Below are 21,961 nucleotides of genomic sequence, written 5' to 3' on the forward strand. Positions count from 1 at the left end.
ACGTCGTCATCACGTCAGAACCGGGGTGCTATGGTGCCTTGAGCTTGTCTGATTTCTTGCGAAGCTGTTCGACGAGATCCGTGTAGGAAGCGGCACGAAGAATTTTCGTAAACTGCCCACGGTAGTTATTCACCAGGCTGACGTTGTCTACGACGACATCGTACACCCGCCACTCGTCAGCCTTATTGACGAGTCGATAATCCAAAGGAATTTCGGTTTTCCCCGATAGCACCTTTGTCCGGACTTCGGCGTACTCTTTCTCCGTACGCTCATGGAGATACTCCACGCCCTCGCCGGAATAGGTCTCGATCTTATCCGCATACGAATTCGTCAACAACGTTCGAAATAGATCGACGAACTCCTGCTTCTGTTGGTCTGTCAGTTGATTCCAGGGAGCCCCTAGTGCCCGCCGAGACATTTCAGCATAATCAAATCGTGCCGCCACCACGGTTTCGAGCATGTGTCGACGCGCGTCGACCTTCCCCGGCTGTTTGAGCTCTTTATCCCGTACGATCCGGAGCACTTCATCAATAGTTGCCTTCATCGCGACCGTGGGATCCCCCGCAATACTTTGGGTAGGTACTGCCACAATCACCGCCGCCATGAGCAAGAATCCCACGGCTGACCGACGAAACACGCCTCCACTGTTCCAACACTTCCCCATCACCATACCCCACCTACTCCCTTTGACTCGATGGCTTCTTCCGCAGTGCGCAAATACGTGAACTCGAACTAATTGACTTTCCCATGCACGTATTGGCTCACCAATTCCTCCAAGTCGAGGCCGGACTCCGTATCTCGGATGGTCTCGCCCGGCTTCAACGGATCGCCTCCTCCACCCGGCGACAGGGACAGGTATTTTTCTCCGATGATCCCTCGCGTCTTGATCGAGGCTATGGTATCGGAATACAGCTTCGTCCCATTGTGCACCCCCAATCGCACGAGTGCCCGATCCTCCTTGAGGCTGATCGCCTTGACCCGCCCGACTTCAACGCCCGCGATTTCCACAGCCGCTCCGGATTTCAGTCCTGTCGCGGAATTGAATAGCGCATCAACCTCATAGAGATCTCCCCCTATCAGTTCCAATTTCCCCAGCTTGACGGAGAGATACCCCAACGAGATGATCCCTATCAATACGAATATGCCGACAACCATCTCCAGCTTGGCCTTCTCCATCATGATACTCCTTTAGCCTCTGAAGCCTGCGCGTGCATCAGCACCGTCCCTCCCACCGAAATAAATTCCTTGATTTCCGGGTCAGTGGTTCGTTGGAACTCAGAGGGCTCGGCCATCGCCGCGATCTTCCCCTGTTTCAAGATCGCCACGTAATCAGAGATCCCAAAGATTTCTGGAATTTCATGGCTCACCATCACAGCGGTAAACCGAAACTTTCGCTGCATGCTCGTAATCAAGTCATGAATCGACTTGGCCATGAGCGGATCAAGCCCCGTTGTCGGCTCATCGAACAGCATGATCTCGGGCTGCATGACCAACGCCCGTGCCAACCCTGCGCGCTTACGCATGCCTCCGCTCAATTCTGCCGGAAATTTATGTCCCATCCCGGTCAAGCCGACTTGATCGAGTTTTTCCTCAACCCGGTTGGTCACCTCAGGCCCTTTCAATCGGAGCTTTTCCCGGAGAGGGAAGGCGACATTTTCGAAGACCGTCAGTGAGTCGAACAACGCCGCGCCCTGGAACAACATTGCAAATCGCTTGCGCACCTCATTCAGCGCATGCCCGCGAAGCCGGGAAATTTCGACGTCATCGACCCACACCTCGCCGGAATCAGGCTGGAGCAAACCGATCATGTGTTTCAGCAGCACACTCTTGCCCTCTCCACTGCGCCCGATGATCGTCGTGAGTTTTCCTTCCGGCACGGCAAGATCGACGCCCCTCAATACCTGCTGCCCACCTAGTGTCTTCGTCACCCCGACAAGCTTCAACATGATTACAGATTAAAGAGGAGGGCGGTCAAAAAATAGTCCCACACGAGAATCAGGACCGACGAGAGTACGACCGCTTCAGTCGTAGCGTTCCCCAGGCCCTCTGCACTCATTTTGGTAAAGAACCCCTTATAACAACAAACCCAGCTGATAATCAGCCCAAAACTGATGGATTTCAGGATGCCCCCATAGACATCTTTCCACTCAACCGCAGACTCTATGGAATTCCAATAGGTCCCGGCATTCACGCCAAGCAGCTCCACTCCCACGACATGGCCACCGTAAATTCCCACGACATCAAAAATAGCGACCAGGAGCGGCACGCCGATCAACCCTGCAACCAATTTTGGCGCAATCAAGTATTGAAGCGGATTGACCGCCATGGTATCGAGCGCATCGATCTGTTCCGTGATCCGCATGATTCCGATCTCCGCCGTCATGGCTGACCCGGCTCTCGCCGTCACCATCAACGCTGCCAACACCGGCCCCAGCTCACGAATCATGCTGACCGCCACAGCTGCTCCAAGCAACCCCTCCGATCCGAACTTCCGCAACGTATGATACCCCTGCAGCGCCAGCACCATACCCGTGAAGGTTGCCGTCAACACAACGACGAATGTCGATTTATAGCCGATGAAATGGAGTTGTTTAACGGTTTGAATGGCTCGAAACGGGGGACGTGCCAACCAGCCGAAGGCCGACAGCACGAAGATCAGCATCCGACCCATTTCAGCCACAGATGTGAGAGCCCAGCGGCCCAGTGCTTCAAGAAATTTCATGGTCACATCGGGGTCGACGCGCGTCCTCGTCCTTGATGAGCCCTCGTTGTCGCATACTGCCTAAAAAAACCGGCCAACACTTCCACCGTGATGATACTCTGCCGACGAAACCGACTTAGCCTTAAGAAGCGCAACGAAGCAGCCGACCTGCTCTAATTCACGTACATGAGAGCTCATTGAGCTCGTACTCCAAGGACTTTCATGGTCACATCGGGGTCGACGCGCGTTCTCGTCCTTGATGAGCCCTCGTCGTCGCATATTGCCTAAAAAAATCGGTCAAGGCTTCCGCTGCGGTGATGCTCTGCCGACGAAGCCGACCAAGCCCCAAGAGACAGGACGGAGCGGCTAGAACAGTCCCAATCCCTTTGAGCCACCCAGTGGGCCTGAGAAAGAGATTGAAGTCAAGCGGAAGATCTTCATCGAGAAGATCCGACACCGTTCGAATAATGATAAATGGCGTACGAACTCGATTTGCTTCGACCGCCAACGCTGCGCTCTCCATATCAAGGCCGATCGCCTGCGTCTTGTCTGCAAACGCTCGTTTTTCCCGAGCAGTCCCGATCACCTGATCAGTTGAGATAAACCGCCCCATGCGCACCGCAGGTATTATGGCCTGAGTGTATCTAACCATACGATCCCGTTCTTCCCCAGGCACACTGATAGGGAGTACGGACTCCGTACCTTCCTCACCACTGTGCACCACCTCATGACCGACTAAGAGCGCACCAATACCTACTGCGATCAGTGCGCAGGCAAATCCCGTGGAGATTATGAGAGAGAAGGACTGGTTATCAAGCAACCGGGCAGCACATTGCCGTGCCTTTTCCGGACCGACACCGGTTTGAACCAGACAATACTCTTGCTCCTCAGCCGCATGCACAAGCGTCTGAATTCCACCGACAGTTCGTTTGACCAGAGGATGGAACGCTGAACGTATGGCTCTCATTTCCCATGGTGTCGCCGCAAAAATAGCGACGCGTGTGCCCGGCTGCCCAATCAAAGACAATGGAGGGAAAAGACCAGCGGGGGTCAATGCTCGGCCCGAGGGAGGTCAGCTCCTTTGAGATGATGGCGCAGTTCATCAGCCCGTGTTTTCCCACGAGAACGCACGTTACGATACATGGCCAACGCCCACAAGGGGAAGTACTGGCAATACCAATGGTACCGAAGGTAAAAGACGCGAGGAAATCCCGTACCGGTATGGGCAATCTCCTGCCATGATCCATCCTTCGTTTGCTGCCGAAGCAGAAACTGTACACCACGCGCCACACTGAAGGAATCAACCGCTCCGGCCGACATCAGGCCCATCAGTGCCCATGCGGTTTGGGATGGCGTACTCTCTCCTTTTCCATGATCATCACCATCGTCTCGATATGAGAGACAGGATTCACCCCACCCGCCGTCAGAATTTTGTTTTGATTCAAGCCACGACACGGCACGGCGAATATAGGGAGCCGAAAGATCCTCACCAATGGCACGCAGACCGGCTAATACGGACCATGTCCCATAGATGTAATTGACACCCCACCGCCCATACCAACTTCCGTCCTTCTCCTGCTCCTTCTTCAGAAAGGCCAGCGCCGGTCCAGCTGATGGGTGGGTCTGGTCATACCCTAGGGCACCGAGCATTTCCAAACACCGTCCAGCAAGATCAGCCGTGCTGGGATCCAACAGCGCCTTGTGGTCGGCAAACGGAATATAGTTGAAGACCACTCGGTTATTGTCTTTGTCATAGGCTCCCCAACCGCCGTCAGAGCCCTGCATAGCCAGGACCCATTGCATGCCACGCCGCATGGATTCGTCCAGCTCACCTTCTTGTTCGGGGATCTTCAATTTTGAGAGCGCCATGATGACAACAGCGGAATCGTCGACATCCGGATAGAGTTCATTCTCAAACTGAAAATACCACCCACCCGGTTCTGCACTCGGTGAGGAGATGATCCAATCCCCTACCGTCTTGGCTTGGCGGGACATCAGGTAGCGGCCTGCCTTTTGGAGCGATGGATGATCCTGCGACACACCAGCCTCGATCAACGCATTGGTCAACAACGCCGTATCCCAAATAGGTGAAAAACACGGCTGCAAATGCACGGTGGAGACGCGCTCACCATCCATCATCGCCGAATCATAGACTTCCAGCTCCTCAATTTCACGCAGGGCTTTGACGACGAGCGGATCATCAGCCTTGTAACCCAAACATTCGAGCGCCATGATGGAGTTCGCCATCGCCGGATAGATCGCGCCGAGCCCCCCAGATCCTTTGATGTGATCCACCATCCAGGCCGCGGCCTTGTGCAATGCCTTTTCCCGTAACGCGCGCATCGGCATACGGTCATACAACTTCAACATCGCGTCCAAAGCGACAAAAAAGTTGTGCGGGGTAAACCAGGCCTGATCCTTATTGAACGGAGGATACTTCCAATATCGCACTTCTTCGCGCGGGACGGAATACAACTCGTCGATCCCCTGATCCCGTGGAATCCGACAGACCGGCCGGTGAGCGAAGACAATCAGTAACGGGATCAAGACCGCCCGTGACCAGTAGGAGATCGCATAGATACTGAAATAGAATTTCTTGGGAAGCAGCATGATCTCCACAGGCATGTGGGGGACCCCTTCCCAATCATACTGCTCGAACAATGCCAGCGTGATTTTCGTAAACACGTTGGCCTGGAGGACTCCGCCCATGGCCAAGATACCTTCCTTGGCCCGAATCATGAACGGTTCATCTGCCGAGACACCGCTCAGCTTCAACGCAAAATAGGCCTTTACCGAAGCGCTGATCTCTGATGGTCCTCCATAATAAATGGGCCATCCTCCATCAGGAAGCTGCATCGACTTGAGATATTGAACCGCCATCTCTTCCCGTTTTGGATCCACCCGATCAAGAAAGCGGCGAAGCATCAGATATTCTGATGTGAGAGTGGTATCGGCTTCCAATTCCGCAACCCAGTAGCCCTCAGCATGTTGGCGGGCAAAGAACCATGATTGGCTCCGCTTGATTGCCTCATCAACCGAATCAGGCTGTCCCACAGCATGACCAATTGGCCGACGACCTGCGGCCGTATCTAAGGCGGGAAGTACGACCGGCTTCTCCGACACCAACCGAAGCGGTGCCACGGGGTTGAACTCCGTTGCGTGATCCAGCCTCCCCGGCGTCCCAGAGAGCAAGCTGTCAGAGAGGCGATTGAAAAGCGCCTTAATGAGGTTCATGAATGGTTAGGACTCAAAACAATAACAATCGGCAGGCAAGAAACCGTCATCTACAACAGGTCTCCTTGTGTGTGTTTGAAAAAACCTACACAAGCACTGCTGCGTTATAACAGACACCTAAAATCGAGTCAAGCGCGAGAGACACAGAAGCGCCCGATGTACCTGCCGGATTCGAATCCTGTAGGTGATTGAGAACAGTATGGTGGCTAGGGTGATGACGAACAGCCTGTTGGAAAGCTATGTTGAGGCACGACGTGGGACCATCCTAGATATTAGAGAGGAACTCACGCGAGTCTGACTGCGGGCTATTTGATATTTTGGAGGGAATCGGCCAGTACAGCCACCGCTCTATATGGATATAATTCTATTAGGACAAGACAATGAGCCTAAATAAGGAACTCTTTTGAAAAACGTGACGTCAAACCGCTGCGGGAGAAACGGATCACCAGATCAAGACGACAGCCAGGAAGATAACGCCCCATAGGACAGCCGATAACTTCAGCCCATTGATCACTCCCATGGCAGGCGCCAAGGGGTGATCATCAAACGCCTCCAGCCTCTCCACATCTTCTCGGCGAACCAGCGTTCCGTCTCTCCTCCCATGTGAAGTACAGAGTGCTTCCAAGATCACCTGAGCACGAACGAAATCGTCGACTGATTGCGGATACGGGAGCCTGACTGGTCCTTGGACAGGTGTCATGATTACCTCCTCGATAGCGGTAACATCTCCCTGTTGCTACACGTACAGAATACCCGAGCCTATCCTCCGCCCATACGAAAACCTTCTTTCTTTCCGGCTGAGGCTGAACGGATATCACCTCTTTTGCGTACAGTAGCAATCGCCCACGCCCAGCCTGCGCTGCACGATCCAAACACACTCCTGCTTGTACCCAACGATGCGTTACGGATGGGAGTCTGCCTTGCCATACACAACTACGCCATCTGTATGGATATCGAGGGATCTCCTCTGTGCCGCTAACGGATTCTTTATGAGCATATGCGGATGAACCGAGTCACGTTCCCATTATGGCTCCTAAGCATCTTCATCATAACACTCACCTCCTGCTCTGTACTCAAGGCAACCGTCTCAACGATCAAAACGTGCTATCGAGTCACTAAGCGCACCGTCAAAGGAACCGTGTGGATCGTACGCGAAACATCTCAATTCACGAAAGAGGCGACCAACCTTGTCTACCACATCGGGAAATTCACCTTTGAAGTTGTACGGGCTCCATTGGACGTTTGCTTGGTCAGGGATGAGCTCCAGACCATTGATGGCCTCCCTGTCACAGAGGCGATTCGGCTCGGACGTGTGAAAACCGCTCCCTATACCGTCAACGGCTCCCGCTATATCCCGATGACGGTGACCAGCGCACAGACCTAGGAGGAAACTGGCTTGGCCTCGTGGTATGGAGAAGAAACCAGACGGTTGCCAGGCGGCTCCATGACGGCCAACGGCGAACTGTTCACTCCCGACGGATTGACGGCAGCCCATAAGTATTTGCCACTCCCGACTCACGCACAAGTGACGAACCTCGAAAACGGACGGTCACTCATGGTGAGAGTCAATGACCGTGGCCCCTTTCCCAGTCGGCATAAGCCTGTCTCCGGGAAGAGAATCATTGATGTAAGCCGAGGGGCAGCCGAACAACTCGGGTTCGTCGAACAAGGTACCGCCCGAGTCCACCTCGAGACGATTCAGCTGCAAGAAGGATAAGCCGTGGCCAGATAACCGTTCATTCAGCAGCTGGCCCAATAGGCCGCCGCTTCAATCATTCACGAAAGAGAGTAAAGAGTACTGCGCCTCTGTTACGACGCCTACCGTTTAAGCCGGCTGGAGATCGCCGAGCCTGACGGATACAAGCTTCGACACACCCGGTTCTTCCATCGTCACGCCAAAAAGCGAATCAGCGATGCTCATCGTGCGTTTATTGTGCGTAATGACGAGAAATTGAGCATTCTGTGCCAGGTCTTTCAAGACCGCCGTAAAACGGCCGATGTTTTCCTCGTCCAGCGGCGCATCGATTTCATCCAACAGGCAGAACGGGGTCGGCCTGATGAGAAAACTCGCAAACAAGAGCGCCATCGCCGTCAACGTTTTTTCTCCACCCGACAGCATGGTAATGCTCTTCAGCCGTTTGCCGGGAGGTTGAGCCACAATCTCGATGCCAGGCTCTTGATTACCGGATGGCTCACCGTTCTCCAAAGGCAGTTCCTCGACCAACTGGAGCTCGGCCCGTCCCCCGGGGAAAAATTGCCCAAACACCTCGGTGAACTTCTGCTGCAATTCGTCGTAGGTGGCGGCAAACATCTCCTTCGTCGTCCGGTTAATACGCTGGATGATCTCCTTCAGCGAGGCAATCGAATTCGAAAGGTCTTGCTCTTGCGCCGACAAAAAGTTGTGCCTCTCCTCCAATTCCTGGTGCTCGCTGATCGCAGCCAGATTGATGGGCCCCATGCGATCCAGGCGATCACGGAGTTTCTGCAACTGCTCTTTCAGCTCCGCATCTGAACGCTCGTCCGTCTCTTGCGGCACGGCAACCTCCGCCTCGCCCGCCGACTCAACTGATTGCGGCGGAGCATCGACCAGGGTCAGTGGATCAAGTTGATAGGTGCCGGTCAGCGTACCCTCCACCGTCCCTAAGTGCAGACGCACCTCGGCGCGACGAACCTCCACGGTCATTCGAGCCTCTCGAACGACCGACATCCCTCGCCGCACCTCCTCTAAACCGGCTTCAAGTGTTTGACTCGCTGTCATGTGCTGCGCCTGTCGCTCCTGAGCCGCAATCAATTCACCCTTGATCCGCCCGGCGTTCTGACCGAGATCTTGGCACAGCGTCTCTTGCCGGACCTGTTCCTCCCGACTCTGCTCGATCAAACCCTTCAAGCTGTTGAGGTGTTCACCCAAGGTTCGCCGCCGCTCTTCAGCCTCCTGTATCTGCTGCGTGACACGAACCCGGTTCAGCTGTTCATGTTCTCGTTTGCCACGCAACCCCTCTACCGTCAGCTTAGCCTGAGTCACATGCTCCTGATGCTGGTTCATCGTCTGGTCAAGCAACCCCAAGCGCTCTCGTACTCGCGCCACCAAGGCATCCTGCCCGTTTTTCTCCGCAATCCATTGTCCCAATTGAGCCTGCACGGACTGTGATTCTTCCTCAACTCGACCTCGCTCAGTGAGGCCCTCCTGAATCTCCGCGTCCACAGCTTGCAAGCGATGGTCCAGATCCGTCAGCTTGTGTTGGAGCTGTTCTTCATCTTTGCGCAACGACAGATTCTGCATTTCCGCTTCGCGCAGGGCATCGCCGAGCTGGCGATCACGCTGGGTGAGCATCTGAATCTGTGCAACGACCATATCCCGCTGTTGCTTACTCTGATCAAGCTCAGTCACAAACGACTCTCGTTTGGCCTCAAGATCGATGACCTCTCGACGCCGTTCCAGCAGACCGGGCGTGCTTTGTACCTGGCCACCTGTCACGATACCCGAGGCATCCACCACTTCCCCATCCAACGTGACGAGAATCGGTCCGTGAGGAGCGCCCCATTCGGATCGCTCCCATAGCTGCAACGCCTGATCCAAGGACCGAATGATCACCACGCGATCGAACAAGACGTCACGAGCCGCCGTTTGCGCGGCATCCGTTTGGACCAGATCGACCGCTCGCCCCACCACGCCGGGTTCCGCAGCAATCGTCGCCCACCACGAGGGAGTCGAGGCCCCGTCCCATCGAGGACGCTGTGGGATAAAGCTGCCTCGTCCGAGCGTCTCTTGCTGGAGAAATCGAATCAGCCGTTTGCCGACCGACGGCTCATCTACAAACCATCCGCGCACACGCTCCCCCAGTACCGCCTCGACCGCACGCTCCATCCCCGACGGAACGACCAGCCACTCGGCGACCGCGTCCCGCACGCCCTCGCAAGACTTCAGAGCAGGACCTTGTTGGGTACCTTGCCGGCCATAGCCCATTTCTTCACGCACCACGCTTTGGAGCGCCTCAAGACGTGAATCGACTCCTGCCAATTCCTCCGAACGGCGCAGAATCACCTGATCCAAGGATTGCAGGCTCCCCGCAGCTTGAGCGGCCTCTTCCTGCACCGCGCGCAGCTCCGCACGCAGTTCGGACACCCGCCGATCGGCCTCTCCATACTCGTTCCGCAACGACTCATGCCGTTCGATCGCCGTAGCACGCTGGCCGCCGAGCTCCTCTCGCTCTCCCGTCAACCGTGCCCCGCGCCCTATGAGATCTTCCATCTTTCTCGCCAGTTGTGAGATGGCCTGTTCGGTATTCGCCACAAGCACGGCCAGCTGGAGCACATCCTTGCGGCCTCGCTCCTCCTCCGCGACGGCTGCTGCCCGCTGACCGACCAATCGCATCAGCTCCTGATCTAATTCCTCGAGCGCCTGAACCCGAAGCGTCATCTCCTCGTCCACCGACCGTAAGGACGTCTCGATCAGCTGCAACGTCTCAGCCACCTGGCCCTGCGCACGACCTAGCTCCTCGAGCTCAGCCGACTCCTGCACCTGTTGTTGTCCAAACAACTGCCCTCGACTCCGTTCGACTTCCGCCGCAGTCAACGCCTGGGCCTGTTGCTGCTCAACACCTGCCAATTCTTCACGAATCTTGGCGATAGTGTCGGACATGGTAATCGCATCGAGGCGGGCTTGTTCTAGATCGGTCGTGAGCCGAGCCTGCTCAGCCGCCTTCTCCGATTCTTGCTGGTCGAGATTCAGCACATCACTCTCGACCTCCTGTAACGCCTGCCGCAAGGTCCGGAACTCCTTGGTCAGCAGCGTCACTTCGATCTCACGCACCTCTCCTTGCAAGACCTGATAAGTTCGGGCTTGGCGCGCTTGACGCTCGAGGGAGTTCAACTGCTTTTTGACCTCAGCGACAATGTCTCGGACACGGAGGAGATTCTGTTGAGTCGATTCCAACTTACGCAGCGCTTCGGCCTTTTGCTTTTTATAGCGAATGATCCCGGCCGTCTCCTCGATCAATTCACGGCGATCCTGGGGGGACGCGTTCAAAATCTGGTCGATCTGCCCCTGGGCGATCACCGTATGCCCTTTGCTTCCCGCACGCGTGTCGAGCAGCAAACTGCGAATATCCTTGAGCCGGCAGTGGACCTTGTTGAGGAGATACTCGCTTTCGCCGTTACGATACAATCGGCGAGTAATCATCATCTCTTGCATTTCGGTCAATTCGTTGGGAAGGCTCGAGCTCCCATCGAGCTTCATCATCGTGGGGTCAAGCCCACCAATGACCAGAGAGACTTCGGCCATGCCCAGGGGCTTTCGGAGTTCGGTCCCATTAAATATGACATCTTCCATCTTTTCACTTCTGAGTGTCTTTGTGCTCTGCTCACCCAACACCCAGAGGATTGAGTCCACGACGTTGCTTTTCCCGCTTCCATTCGGACCGACGATCGCCGTCACACCCTCGGGAAATTCGATCTTCGCCTCGGCAAACGACTTGAAGCCCGTCATGCTCATAGTCTTTAAATGCATCAGCCCCCCTTCATCGTGACGTAAGACGCACACTCCACGGACACACCCCTAGGAACGGAAAACTCCGCGACCTTGTACCATAGCAATCTGAGGAAATCAAAATCAAAACACAGTATGTAGGGGGATCCAAGCGCTCCCCCTACAATTCATGGATTTAGATAGGATTAGGAACTAAATGGCAGTAGTCAGCCATCGCATTCTCACATTCCACACTATACTATCGTGGAACGCCGGCCATCGGCTTCTTCGAAGACTCGATTTGAACTAGTTCCTTCGGCAACAGGAACTCAACATCTTCCTCAATGACGGTTAACTCTTCGACTTCGAACGGCTCCGACGCTCTCAAGAACGCGACCACTTCCGTGACGAGAATTTCCGGTGCTGACGCACCAGCGGCAATGCCAACGGCTTTCGCCCCTTCGAGCCAGACAGGATCGATATCGGCAGCCGAGTCGATGAGGTAGGAGGGGATGCCACACTGCTCTCCCAATTCCCGCAACCGGTTCGAATTGGAACTGTTCGGAGACCCGATGACCAGAATGACATCCACGAGACGCGACAACTCTTTGACGGCATTCTGCCGGTTCTGCGTGGCGTAACAGATATCCTCTTGATGGGGCCCTTTGATGTTGGGAAACCGCTGATGCAACGCCCCCACAATGTCCCGACATTCATCGACACTCAACGTGGTTTGCGTGACATATGAGAGGTTGACCGTATTGTCCACCTTCAGTTTTTCCACGTCTTCGACCGACGACACGAGATGAAACTTGTCGGGAACCTGCCCCAACGTTCCGATCACTTCGGGGTGGCCGGCATGACCGATGAGGATCAGTTCATAACCTTGGGTATAGTCGCGGTTCACCTCATTATGAACCTTGATCACAAGTGGGCAGGTCGCATCAATGACATGCAGACGCCGCTGATTCGCTTCTTCCCATACCGACTTCGCGACACCATGCGCGCTGAAAATCACTACCGACCCTTCAGGGACTTCGTTCAGCTCTTCCACGAAGACGGCGCCCTTCCGGCGAAGGGTATTCACGACATGTCGGCTATGGACGATCTCATGCCGAACATAAATCGGCGCGCCGTATTTCTTGAGCGACAGATCCACGATATCGATCGCCCGATCGACACCGGCGCAAAACCCACGGGGATTGGCGAGATATATCTTCATGGTCGTCGTAGCTCCTTCGTTCAGGCTCTACAAGACAGCCTATTTTCTCTGACAGTATTAATCGCTCACGATACGTCAGATCCATAGGGTCCGTCAACCGAATTACTGTCACCCCATCCACGCCGCTTTGTCCATAGACTTGGAATCATGGTGTAAGCCAAACGAGTATTCCCGTATTTACGCTCTTGTCGATAGTCAGCGCATCAAATTTTCCGGTCATTATCCAGATATGGCAGGCATTCCCCTATCCAAAGCATACCGCACATACCCACTCGTTCGCTTCATACGATCGAGCCATTCAGACTCTCCTACGTGGATATGCATTTCGTTTTTCTTAATTAATGAACGATGAGATAGTGATACCCATCCTATCTGTTAGTCGACCAATTCAGGAAAGGGAGGGACGTTGTATGGGACACTTTACGACGAAGGGAAAACTATTTCCCGAAGCGACCGATCTCAGTTCGTTCGGGTCACTGGATGTCACAGTCACTGCTGCCGGCACCACGGTTGAACAAACTGCGCCCCCCTCCTTGCCGGATGCCGATGGGGTCTCCCGGTCATTCCTTTACTGGGATACCGGCCGTCGTATTACTGGCAAACGCAAAGTCCGCTGGACCTTTAATCATCCTACCAACTGGTCCGAGTGGCCTGCCGCTGCCTATTACGGCACTCCTACGGATGGCCCTCCAGGAACACCTCATGTAACAACAGCTACCCATTGGGTCGGGACCGGACCGATTAATCCGACTCCGATCGATGGACCAGGCAGCACATTTGTCAATGCACCAGGCGGCACGCCGGTCGCATGGCCAGGCGGCGGCAATGACCATGTTGTCCTCACGCAGTGGGGAGCGGCAACGATCCATGCCAAAGACCATGTCCAGCGTAATCTCGGTGATCCACTGTTAAACTTTTCCTCATGGCAGCAACTCATCTATGGCGGAGATGGCAGCGGCTATTTTGAAGAAAACGACGATGACATCACCTCAGGCAGCGGAGTGACAGGTATCGCAAATTCGACATCGCCGTTTTTCACGGTCCCCCAGAACAACAGCAGTTTTCTTATGGCAGGCTATGTGCTGCCGACAAAACCTGACATCGACATTTTCAAGAAACTGATCGAGCTCATCCGGGCTTTCGATCCCGGCAAATTCATTGATAAAGGCGATCCGTCCCCTGAAGACATCATCCGTTTAAAACTGATCAGTGAATCGCTTGACGTCGTGCGAGGGGGAACCGTCACGAATTACGACGCGTTTGAAAGTCTGCTTGGTGCGGCCAAGAAGATGAAACCTGCCGACCTCAAGCGCACGATTGCGGGAACGAAGGCAACCTTGCTCAGAGGCCAAGCGGCGCTGCGAACGTTGGAATCCATGATGAAGAATTCGAAGCCCAGAAAATGAACGTGCGGAGTCGACGCGTTCTCCTGGTTGGATACGAGGACCAGGACAATCTTGGGATTCGGTATCTCTCCAGTCGGTTGCTGCAACAGGGGCACCATACCCGGATCGTTGCCTTCGGCGACGATCCGGGGCCTTTGCTGCAACTCATTCAAACTGAGCACCCCGATGTCATAGGGTTTTCGCTGATCTTCCAATACATGGTCCCCCAATTTGCACGGATGATCCGTGCGCTACGGGACGCAGGCGTGCATGCGCACTTCACCATCGGCGGACATTATGCCTCCTTCGAGCCGGAGGAATTGCTCCGACACATCCCCGAACTCGACTCCGTCGTTCGCTTCGAGGGCGAAGATACCTTGATTGAGATTGTTGAAAATCTCGATCACCCGTCACTCTGGAAGCAGGTTCCCGGCATTGCCTGGCTGGATCAGGGCAAGACGGTGCTCAATCCACCTCGCCAAGGTCGTACCCACATCGATGATTTCCCCGAGCCCGATCGCCGTGACATCGACTATCGACGGCAAGACTTGCCCACGGCATCGGTGCTTGCATCACGCGGCTGCCCATGGAAATGTTCGTTTTGCTCGATCATTACCTTCTATGAGGCGAACGGAACGACCGGTCGTCGTCGCCGCAATCCGATCAACGTTGTGGATGAAGTAGAATACTTAGTGCGAGAACGTGGCGTGAAGCTGATTCTCTTCCAGGACGATGATTTTCTTGCAGGTGGAACAGAGGCCAAAGCATGGGCTAAAGCGGTGGCCGGCGAAATCGTTCATCGTAAGCTAGAAGAAGAAATGCGCTGGAAAATCGCCTGTCGATCAGACGAAATCCGCGCCGATCTGCTGGCTCCCCTCGTCGCTGCAGGATTATGCCATGTCTACATGGGTGTGGAAGGAGGCGACGACGCAAGTCTTGCCGCTCTTAACAAACATTTGAAACCGGCCGTCCATCTTCATGCAGGAAAGATTCTGCGCGAGCTGAATGTGAGTTTCGATTTTGGATTCATGTTACTGGAACCCTGGTCCACCCTACAGACCGCGCGCAACAACATGGAATTCCTCCGCCTCTTTACCGAAGACGGTTGGGCAGTGGCAGGATTTTGCCGAACCTTGCCATATGTGGGAACCCCGATCGAGCGACGGCTGCGCAAAGAAGGACGTCTCAACGGATCATCACTCGAGGCTGAGTATCGCTTCCTGGATACGCGTGTCGACTTGCTGTGGGACTTCTGTTTAATGGCCTTCGAAGGACGGAATTTCGGCACACATGCGACATGGAACGTACTGAGAGGGCTATTGTTCGATACCCACCTCGATATGCCCGGTCGACGCCGAGACCCAGACCGCGATGCAGCCGCACGCGCATTGGTCCAGGCTTCTAACGGAGTCATGCTGGATGCATTAGAAAATGCGATCGAGCTGATCGAATCAGGAGAAGCTCAGACGCTGGAGCACCACGAACTCGTCAATTTAGCACGATTTGCCAGGACAGAGGATCAGAGCATTCGGCGGCAACTCATGGCCATGGAGCGTACCGGCGAATCTGCATACGAGTTATTGTTCCGCTAGGGCCCGTTAACACGACTGCCTCTGTTTCTGCGATACTGCGTCCATGGAACTCACCGAGGCTCAGGCTCGTCACATCGGGCGCTGCTTGCCGACCCAACGCGGCAATGTCACGCTCGACAATCTGCAGATCCTCAACGCGATCTTGTCTGTCGCTGAGCAGGGGTGCAACTGGCGCGGGCTGCCCAGGCAGTTCGGGAACTGGCACACGATCGATCCGCGCAGGAACCGGTGGGCGAAGAGTGGGGTGCGCGACCGCGTCTTGACCCAGTTGCAACAGGTGCAGATCCTCCGCCTCACGATCGAAGCCGTCGCGGTGGACAGTACGATCATCAAGGTCCATCCGGATGGGACGGGAGCGTTAAACAAATAGCCCGCAAGCCCTTGGCCGCTCCCGCAGCGGGTGGACCACCACGATTCATCTGGTTGCCGCGGATGCTCGAACGGCCTTGACGTTTGCCCTGTCCCGAGCCAGGCCCACGATGCCCCTGAGGGACGCAAGCGGCTGCACCGCTTCGGAAAAAGGCCGTGCCCGATCCCCTTGTTGATGGATCGGGCCTATGAAGGCGATGAGACGCGACCCCTGGCCGTGGAGCTCGGGGATGTGCCGGTGGTGCCGCCCAAGCAGAATCGCCGCACGCCCTGGGACTACGATCACGCTCGGTATACGCGACGGAATGCGATCGAACGGCTGTTCCGCCGGCTCAAAGGATTTCGGCGCCTCTTCTCGCGGTTGGACACGCTCGATGTCATGTTTGTCGTGGTCATCAATTTTGCGTTGATCGTGGATGGCTTACGATAGCGTGAACAGGCCCTAGTATCGACCAATCGAAAGAGGATAACTACGAGACCAGCACGGCCTTCGTTGCAGAGTCAGGGAGATAGACAGGAATTGGTAGTCGTGGAATGGCGGCTAGTTGGGGGAGGGTGAAAGCACCTCAATTATCGTTTTGATTGTGATTCGTCGATGGCAGTTCGTTCGCGCAATTTGTTAACCAGCGCTTCATACGAGCTTTCGCGAATGATCTTCTGAAACTGGCTCCGATAGTTACTGACCAAACTTATGCCGTCGATGATGATATCGTAGGCGGACCAACGACCATCCTTTAAAGAAAGGCGGTAATCCATCGGGATCGTTGTTTTTTCCGACCGGAACTCCGTCCTCACCTCCGCATACGGGCCTTCAATCCGTTCCGTCAGATACCCCACTTCCTGTCTTCGGCCGGTGTAGTCTTCGATTCGTCCGGCATACTTGTCCGAAAGAAAGCTCCGGTACAGCTCGACAAATTCTTTCCGCTGAGCCTCCGTCAACGGCTTCCAATAACTGCCCAGCACGCGTTTCGCCATCTCCGCATAGTCAAATCTGTCGGCGGCAATGTCTTCCAACTGGTGACGACGCTGCTCCTGCTTGCTCGGGTCTTTCAGCTTAGGATCGTCCAGGACGCGGAGCACCTGGGTGACGGTCTCGCGCACCGCTTGCATCGGGATCTCTGTGCCTTGCGAAGAGGCAGACACAGAAAAAGGTGCGGCAAGCACAACGATAAGCCCAACCGTCAGCAAACGCCATGCGCCACCTCCTGTCTTACCCAGACTCAATACATGTAAGTCGTTCATCTTCTGTAGGTCGTCAATCCAAGGCAAACGCTGCTTTTAAGTCTACACGAGACAACGCCACTTTCCCATTCTCGGCCGTAACATGTTGCTCCTTCACCCAAACTGACCTGATAGCGTGGACCCTGCTTGGATACCTTGGCAAGTCGGTACTGATCTCAATGAGCTTGGCAACTGATATTATCCCATTCCTCTCAAGCCAGACAATTCTACGCACGGAAAGCCTCCTGATCCCCTGCTCGACATGACGTGATCGCCCACCTATGCATGTATCCAGCAAAGCCGCCGTCAAAACAAATCCGACCTCCACCTACGTGCTCCCGTGAGATCGCCAAGGGTCAGCAACGGGACAGAACAGGAATCTCACCGAAATTGAGGGAACAATGCCACGGGGTAGCGGCGCAGTCCGCAGCAAAAGAACCAATGGATACATAAACAAACCGGCTGCTGACGAATCTGAGTTATGAATCCTTTTTTGCTGGTCGGTCTCACAAGGGTAGCGAATGAGTCGGAGACTTCACGGAAATGGACCGAGGCTTCCTTGGGACACCGGATTGAACTGTTGGGACATGGTCAGCCGACCGACATGGTTGCAGTCAGATACCCACGATTCCATTCGCCATCGAGAAAGGGAGTGATTATGCATGTGCAGAAGAGAGTAGTTGTCGGAGCCATGGTCCTCACACTGGGTATGGTGATGTTCTCACCCCCTCTTCTCTTTGCGAGCGATCTCTCTCGCGCAAAGGAGCTCATCCAGGGGACCTGTGCCCATTGTCACCGATTCGAGGGTGTTGCGGAATCACGGTTCAAACTTCACGCTCCTGACTTGATCTGGGCAGGCAGCAAATATCAACGATCCTGGCTCATTCGTTGGCTGACCGGGAAAGAGGCTCCGCTCTACGCGAAGGGGTATCTGTGGGATCTCACGAACGTTCCGACCAAACACCTGATCGTCACGGAGCCGGAGGCGAATGCCCTTGCCGACTATTTTGCCGAACACCACAAAGATCCGCGTGTGACCGTTGGGGCATTTGATGTAGCGAAGGTCACGAAGTTCGATGTCAAACTTGGCGCAGCCGCATTTAAAGCGCATGCGTGCTTGGGCTGCCATACGATCGAAGAACACGGCAAATTGATCGGAGGACCGCAGAGCGCGGCGCTGCAACATGCCGGCCGGCGGTATAACGCAGACTGGCTGTATCGTTTCGGCCTGAATCCGCAAGACTTCACCACCCATAACGGGGAATTTCTCGCTGATGCGACCGACGCGCAATTGCGGGCGGTGATCGGCTACCTTGCCGTACAAGGGCTTGAGGACTTCAAGTACTATGAGCCCTGGACCAGTCCAGAGTTCACCAATGCGAGCGTGGATCGAGGCAAAACGCTCTACAAGGAATATTGTGCGCAGTGCCATGGATTTACAGGCAAGGGTGACGGTCCCGCCGCATCCGGAATTGAGCCGAAACCGGCCGTGCATGCCAACATCCCCTTCGACAAACTGCCGATGGACTATCTCTACAACGTGATCAACCATGGCGGCCCCGCCATCGGCAAGTCGCCGAACATGCCGTACTGGGGATTGACCATCGGGCAGCAGGGCGTAGCCGACGTGATCGCGTACCTGAAAGTGACCTTCAAGGGCGTGCCTGAGATGGCTACGTCCCCGAGCGGAGGTCAAGGCAGTGCCTGTATGCAGCCGCGCAAGACGGCCAAAGCGCCGAGTGAGTTCCTCACCAAGACAAATGCACTGCCGTCATCTTCCACTGCCGTTCAGGCGGGGAAGGAACTGTTTCTCAGGACAGCCCAGCCTGTTGCCTGCGTCATGTGCCATGGCGAACAGGGGGACGGCAAAGGCGTGATGGGAGCTGCGTTCGTGCCACCGCCACGAAACTTTACCTGTGGAGCGATGATGCGCGAGATCCCGGACGGCCAACTATTCTGGATCATCAAAAACGGCTCGCCGGGAACCGGGATGATGTCATTCGCGTCATTACCGGACGAACAGGTCTGGCAGCTGATTCACTATATTCGAAGTCTTGCAAAGTGATTGCGCCCATGCAGTGCGTGCGAGTTCGATGAATGGGCAGAGCGGCACGCCGCTTCAGTTGGGAAGATCTTCTGGAAGGGGGTGGTTGGGCGAGTACAGACGTGTGGGGTCTGAAGACAGTAATAAGAAATGATACGGGGTGAACAGTGCTCTATCATCATACAAAGGAGGCAGAAATGGGTGTCCGAAGAAAGGGGCCGGCTTTGTTGGTCGTTCCGCTGGCGGCTGCAGTATTGACGGCCTGGAGTGGTGGGTCCAGCATGGTATTCGCACAGGCCAAGGGGATGGAGGCCCCACCCTCAAAACTGGAGATCACCATCAAGGACCGGCAGCACGGCTATGAGACGGCAGGGTTCACGATGCCTTCGCAGGAGACGATCGTCGTCGTCCGAAACCAGGATTCCGTGACCCACGGCTTAGCGTCCACGTTGTTCAAAAACCTGGCGGTGAAGGTGGAGGGAGGGACAGAGGTCCGAGGCAAACAATTCAAATCGTTTCATGTCGACGCAGGAAAGACCATGACGCTCCGCTTCTCCACAGCGCCCTCAAATTTTGACCCGCAAACCGGTGGAGCTGAAAGTATTCGGCACGCACTGTGGTGTGACATTCATCCTGACGTCAAAGGTGAATTGTTCGTGATCGAAACACGAGGCGACATCGGAGGGGGCTGAGCCGGAACTACGTTCCGGTCCGACACCTACTCCTCCTACCGAGTAGAATCAGGGAGCCTCCCTCTAGAGGGGGAAGGACAATGAGGATTCCAGTCCTGGCCGGCAAGCGATCGCGTGAAACTGAGCCAGGACTGGCGATCCTGTTCTTGGATGCGTGATGGGATGTGCCGATGAGCGGCTAGCAGGCTGTTGACAAAGTCCACCAGCGGCGTTCTCGCCTCGCTGGATGGCCTTTCTGAACAGCCTGGGCGGTATTCTCCAGACGTTCGTGACCTCAGGCAGAGCTCCATTTCCGAGCTCGTTCTTGGGTTTGCCACCACACTGCGAGCCAGTCGATGCGTAAAGGGGACAACGGATGAAGGAACGGGAGAGGCTCTACACTCGAGCCGTGGGTGCATGGCTTGGATGTGTGATCGCCGCTGGAGCGATGATCTGGCCATCGACCGGATCGGCGAAGGAGATTCTGTTCGTGGCTCGTGATCTCGACGATCAGCAGGCGGTGTGGCTTCCCAGAGACATTATCCTCCAACCAAGTACAGATTTCACAGAGCCGTTGATCTTTCGGTTTGACAATCCAACGGCAAGGACTCACGTATTCGAAGCACCGGGGTTATTGGAGTCCGTAGAGGAGGGCGGCCTTCGGATCAGCAGACCCATTCGGATTACCATTGCGCCAGACGAGACCGAACAGATCGTCGTAGATAGGAGTCGCATCACGAGGGATGCGCTTACTGAGGGGAAGCCGGTCACCTATCGCTTCTACTGTCCTCTTCATCGGGCCGATGACGACATGGGAGGAAGCATCACCGTAATGAAGTAGTTAGGGACAGAGAGCGGCCATAGGTTCGACATGCAATGCAACGCACACGGGATCGAGCACCGCCTCACCAAGATCAAGCCTCCCTGGACGAATGGCCAGGTGGAACGCATGAACCGAACGATCAAGGATGCCACCCTCAAACGCGATCATGACGACAACCATCGTCAGCTTGAAGCCCACCTGCACGACTTTATCAACGCCTATAACTATGGGCGGCGGCTCAAAACCCTCAAAGGCCTCACGCCCTTCGAATACATCGGTAACATCTGGACACAAGAACCAGAACGTTTCACCGCTAACCCACCCCATCAAATGCTGGGACTAAACACCTAGCCCTATTCCTACGCACAGACAATGAAGCCGTGTTTGTCTTCTACTGGTTTCGACTCGGCCTCTCACTGTTGGGGATCCACTGCTAACGAAACGCGCCCACAGGAGAAGCCTTCCACCCCCATGGTCAAGCCTCCTCACTTGACAGTCTCTCCCCTCCCCCGTACGCTGAACAACATCATGGAAGCGACTGCGGGTAAGAAAATCCTGGTCGTTGAAGACGAGCAGGATATTGCACAACTCGTCCAGCACTACTTACAGAAAGACGGCTTTCGATCGGTCACGGCCATAAACGGGGTCGAGGCCTTGAAGAAGGTCAAGGCAGAGCAGCCGGACCTCATCGTCCTGGATCTGATGCTGCCTGAGATGGATGGACTCGAAGTCTGCAAGCGCGTGCGTTCCGCGCCGGAGACTGCGATGCTTCCCATCATTATGCTGACGGCCAAAGCTGAAGAGTCCGACACGATCGTCGGTTTGGAATTGGGGGCCGATGACTACGTCACCAAACCCTTCAGCCCCAAAGCACTGGTTGCCCGCGTGAAAGCGCTCCTGCGTCGGATTGATCGTACCCCGTCAACCGGAGCGGAGCACTACCGGTATGGTGCGTTGACGATGAATTCGACTCGGCATGAGGTCAGCCTCAATCAGGAGGAGGTACCTTTGACGGCCAAGGAATTCGGCCTCCTCGAGCACCTCCTTCGTCATCGTGGTCGTGTACTCACACGGGAGGTGCTGCTCAATGCCGTCTGGGGATATGACTACTATGGCACAACCCGAACAGTGGACGTGCATATCCGCCGGCTGAAGCAGAAGCTGCCACCCCTGGAAGATGCCATCGTGTCCGTGAAGTCCCTCGGGTATAAACTGAAAGACTCAGATTGATCGCC

General features: G+C 55.3%; 19 protein-coding genes and 2 pseudogenes. 10 read left to right on the forward strand and 11 right to left on the reverse strand.

Annotation, left to right across the window (positions count from 1 at the left end):
• Nucleotides 1-28 precede the first annotated feature (28 nt).
• From COMA1_RS01125 to COMA1_RS01155, 7 genes are all read right to left on the reverse strand, one after another.
• Entirely contained in the window at nucleotides 29-670 is a 642-nt protein-coding gene (locus COMA1_RS01125) for an MlaC/ttg2D family ABC transporter substrate-binding protein (protein WP_245630787.1), read from the reverse strand.
• Between the two features lie 62 nt (nucleotides 671-732).
• Nucleotides 733-1,176, reverse strand: a complete 444-nt coding sequence (gene mlaD / locus COMA1_RS01130) for an outer membrane lipid asymmetry maintenance protein MlaD (protein ID WP_090742584.1) — start codon at nucleotides 1,174-1,176, stop codon at nucleotides 733-735.
• The gene (locus COMA1_RS01135) at nucleotides 1,176-1,946 is read right to left on the reverse strand and encodes an ABC transporter ATP-binding protein (RefSeq protein ID WP_090742587.1); all 771 of its coding nucleotides are present in this window, start codon (nucleotides 1,944-1,946) and stop codon (nucleotides 1,176-1,178) included. Before COMA1_RS01135 ends, mlaD begins: the two co-directional genes overlap by 1 nt.
• A gap of 2 nt (nucleotides 1,947-1,948) precedes the next feature.
• Nucleotides 1,949-2,722, reverse strand: a complete 774-nt coding sequence (locus COMA1_RS01140) for an MlaE family ABC transporter permease (RefSeq protein WP_090742591.1) — start codon at nucleotides 2,720-2,722, stop codon at nucleotides 1,949-1,951.
• Between the two features lie 205 nt (nucleotides 2,723-2,927).
• Entirely contained in the window at nucleotides 2,928-3,755 is an 828-nt protein-coding gene (locus tag COMA1_RS01145) for a phosphorylase family protein (protein WP_090742593.1), read from the reverse strand.
• Nucleotides 3,752-5,935 carry a squalene--hopene cyclase gene (gene shc, locus COMA1_RS01150; RefSeq protein WP_090742596.1) on the reverse strand — a complete coding sequence of 728 codons (2,184 nt, stop codon included), beginning with the start codon at nucleotides 5,933-5,935 and terminating at the stop codon, nucleotides 3,752-3,754. The genes COMA1_RS01145 and shc overlap by 4 nt, the downstream gene beginning before the upstream one ends.
• 442 nt (nucleotides 5,936-6,377) lie before the next feature.
• On the reverse strand, nucleotides 6,378-6,635 hold the full coding sequence (locus COMA1_RS01155) for a hypothetical protein (protein ID WP_090742599.1): 258 nt from the start codon (nucleotides 6,633-6,635) through the stop codon (nucleotides 6,378-6,380).
• A 303-nt stretch (nucleotides 6,636-6,938) separates the two neighbouring features.
• Here COMA1_RS01155 and COMA1_RS21305 point away from each other — a divergent pair, with 303 nt between their 5' ends.
• Nucleotides 6,939-7,319 carry a hypothetical protein gene (locus COMA1_RS21305; protein WP_218055276.1) on the forward strand — a complete coding sequence of 127 codons (381 nt, stop codon included), beginning with the start codon at nucleotides 6,939-6,941 and terminating at the stop codon, nucleotides 7,317-7,319.
• A 12-nt stretch (nucleotides 7,320-7,331) separates the two neighbouring features.
• Nucleotides 7,332-7,652: a septal ring lytic transglycosylase RlpA family protein gene (locus COMA1_RS21310; protein ID WP_218055277.1), complete on the forward strand. Its 321-nt coding sequence runs from the start codon at nucleotides 7,332-7,334 to the stop codon at nucleotides 7,650-7,652.
• A gap of 108 nt (nucleotides 7,653-7,760) precedes the next feature.
• Here COMA1_RS21310 and smc read toward each other — a convergent pair whose 3' ends face one another.
• Together smc and ispH are read right to left on the reverse strand one after the other, a co-directional pair.
• Complete coding sequence (gene smc / locus COMA1_RS01165) at nucleotides 7,761-11,441, reverse strand: chromosome segregation protein SMC (protein ID WP_090742602.1); 3,681 nt, start codon at nucleotides 11,439-11,441, stop codon at nucleotides 7,761-7,763.
• Nucleotides 11,442-11,658: 217 nt separating this feature from the next.
• Nucleotides 11,659-12,621 carry a 4-hydroxy-3-methylbut-2-enyl diphosphate reductase gene (gene ispH / locus COMA1_RS01170; protein WP_090742605.1) on the reverse strand — a complete coding sequence of 321 codons (963 nt, stop codon included), beginning with the start codon at nucleotides 12,619-12,621 and terminating at the stop codon, nucleotides 11,659-11,661.
• Nucleotides 12,622-13,031: 410 nt separating this feature from the next.
• Here ispH and COMA1_RS01175 point away from each other — a divergent pair, with 410 nt between their 5' ends.
• The 3 genes and pseudogenes from COMA1_RS01175 to COMA1_RS01185 all read left to right on the forward strand — a co-directional run bounded on the left by COMA1_RS01175 (nucleotide 13,032) and on the right by COMA1_RS01185 (nucleotide 16,397).
• Entirely contained in the window at nucleotides 13,032-14,027 is a 996-nt protein-coding gene (locus COMA1_RS01175) for a hypothetical protein (RefSeq protein WP_090742608.1), read from the forward strand.
• Nucleotides 14,028-14,029: 2 nt separating this feature from the next.
• On the forward strand, nucleotides 14,030-15,598 hold the full coding sequence (locus COMA1_RS01180; protein WP_176697763.1) for a B12-binding domain-containing radical SAM protein: 1,569 nt from the start codon (nucleotides 14,030-14,032) through the stop codon (nucleotides 15,596-15,598).
• Between the two features lie 43 nt (nucleotides 15,599-15,641).
• A pseudogene (locus tag COMA1_RS01185) lies at nucleotides 15,642-16,397 on the forward strand (IS5 family transposase).
• Between the two features lie 140 nt (nucleotides 16,398-16,537).
• On the opposite strand, the gene COMA1_RS01190 reads toward COMA1_RS01185, so the two are convergent.
• Nucleotides 16,538-17,209, reverse strand: a complete 672-nt coding sequence (locus COMA1_RS01190; RefSeq protein WP_090742614.1) for an MlaC/ttg2D family ABC transporter substrate-binding protein — start codon at nucleotides 17,207-17,209, stop codon at nucleotides 16,538-16,540.
• 13 nt (nucleotides 17,210-17,222) lie between these two features.
• Nucleotides 17,223-17,516, reverse strand: coding sequence for a dodecin domain-containing protein (locus COMA1_RS22080; RefSeq protein ID WP_090742617.1), 294 nt, complete (start codon nucleotides 17,514-17,516; stop codon nucleotides 17,223-17,225).
• Nucleotides 17,517-17,846: 330 nt separating this feature from the next.
• On the opposite strand from COMA1_RS22080, the gene COMA1_RS01200 reads away from it, so the two are divergent.
• The 5 genes and pseudogenes from COMA1_RS01200 (at nucleotide 17,847) to COMA1_RS01220 (ending at nucleotide 21,956) form a co-directional block, all read left to right on the forward strand.
• A complete protein-coding gene (locus COMA1_RS01200) occupies nucleotides 17,847-19,253 on the forward strand; it encodes a c-type cytochrome (RefSeq protein ID WP_176697765.1) in 1,407 nt (468 codons plus the stop codon).
• A gap of 176 nt (nucleotides 19,254-19,429) precedes the next feature.
• Nucleotides 19,430-19,924, forward strand: coding sequence for a cupredoxin domain-containing protein (locus COMA1_RS01205; RefSeq protein WP_090742623.1), 495 nt, complete (start codon nucleotides 19,430-19,432; stop codon nucleotides 19,922-19,924).
• A 355-nt stretch (nucleotides 19,925-20,279) separates the two neighbouring features.
• The gene (locus COMA1_RS01210; protein ID WP_090742626.1) at nucleotides 20,280-20,744 is read left to right on the forward strand and encodes a hypothetical protein; all 465 of its coding nucleotides are present in this window, start codon (nucleotides 20,280-20,282) and stop codon (nucleotides 20,742-20,744) included.
• 18 nt (nucleotides 20,745-20,762) lie between these two features.
• Nucleotides 20,763-21,077: pseudogene (locus COMA1_RS01215) on the forward strand (integrase core domain-containing protein); the annotation flags it as partial.
• A 177-nt stretch (nucleotides 21,078-21,254) separates the two neighbouring features.
• Entirely contained in the window at nucleotides 21,255-21,956 is a 702-nt protein-coding gene (locus tag COMA1_RS01220; protein WP_090746689.1) for a response regulator transcription factor, read from the forward strand.
• The last annotated feature ends 5 nt before the right edge of the window (nucleotides 21,957-21,961 follow it).

Source organism: Candidatus Nitrospira nitrosa, from assembly GCF_001458735.1.
Classification (GTDB): Bacteria; Nitrospirota; Nitrospiria; order Nitrospirales; family Nitrospiraceae; genus Nitrospira_D; species Nitrospira_D nitrosa.

Coding starts and splice junctions, on each gene's coding strand:
- COMA1_RS01125 (WP_245630787.1), bottom strand. CDS start 670: ATGGTGATGGGGAAGTGTTGGAACAGTGGAGGCGTGTTTCGTCGGTCA.
- mlaD (WP_090742584.1), bottom strand. CDS start 1,176: ATGGAGAAGGCCAAGCTGGAGATGGTTGTCGGCATATTCGTATTGATA.
- COMA1_RS01135 (WP_090742587.1), bottom strand. CDS start 1,946: ATGTTGAAGCTTGTCGGGGTGACGAAGACACTAGGTGGGCAGCAGGTA.
- COMA1_RS01140 (WP_090742591.1), bottom strand. CDS start 2,722: ATGAAATTTCTTGAAGCACTGGGCCGCTGGGCTCTCACATCTGTGGCT.
- shc (WP_090742596.1), bottom strand. CDS start 5,935: ATGAACCTCATTAAGGCGCTTTTCAATCGCCTCTCTGACAGCTTGCTC.
- COMA1_RS01155 (WP_090742599.1), bottom strand. CDS start 6,635: ATGACACCTGTCCAAGGACCAGTCAGGCTCCCGTATCCGCAATCAGTC.
- COMA1_RS21305 (WP_218055276.1), top strand. CDS start 6,939: ATGAACCGAGTCACGTTCCCATTATGGCTCCTAAGCATCTTCATCATA.
- smc (WP_090742602.1), bottom strand. CDS start 11,441: ATGCATTTAAAGACTATGAGCATGACGGGCTTCAAGTCGTTTGCCGAG.
- ispH (WP_090742605.1), bottom strand. CDS start 12,621: ATGAAGATATATCTCGCCAATCCCCGTGGGTTTTGCGCCGGTGTCGAT.
- COMA1_RS01175 (WP_090742608.1), top strand. CDS start 13,032: ATGGGACACTTTACGACGAAGGGAAAACTATTTCCCGAAGCGACCGAT.
- COMA1_RS01190 (WP_090742614.1), bottom strand. CDS start 17,209: ATGAACGACTTACATGTATTGAGTCTGGGTAAGACAGGAGGTGGCGCA.
- COMA1_RS01200 (WP_176697765.1), top strand. CDS start 17,847: ATGCATGTGCAGAAGAGAGTAGTTGTCGGAGCCATGGTCCTCACACTG.
- COMA1_RS01205 (WP_090742623.1), top strand. CDS start 19,430: ATGGGTGTCCGAAGAAAGGGGCCGGCTTTGTTGGTCGTTCCGCTGGCG.
- COMA1_RS01210 (WP_090742626.1), top strand. CDS start 20,280: ATGAAGGAACGGGAGAGGCTCTACACTCGAGCCGTGGGTGCATGGCTT.
- COMA1_RS01220 (WP_090746689.1), top strand. CDS start 21,255: ATGGAAGCGACTGCGGGTAAGAAAATCCTGGTCGTTGAAGACGAGCAG.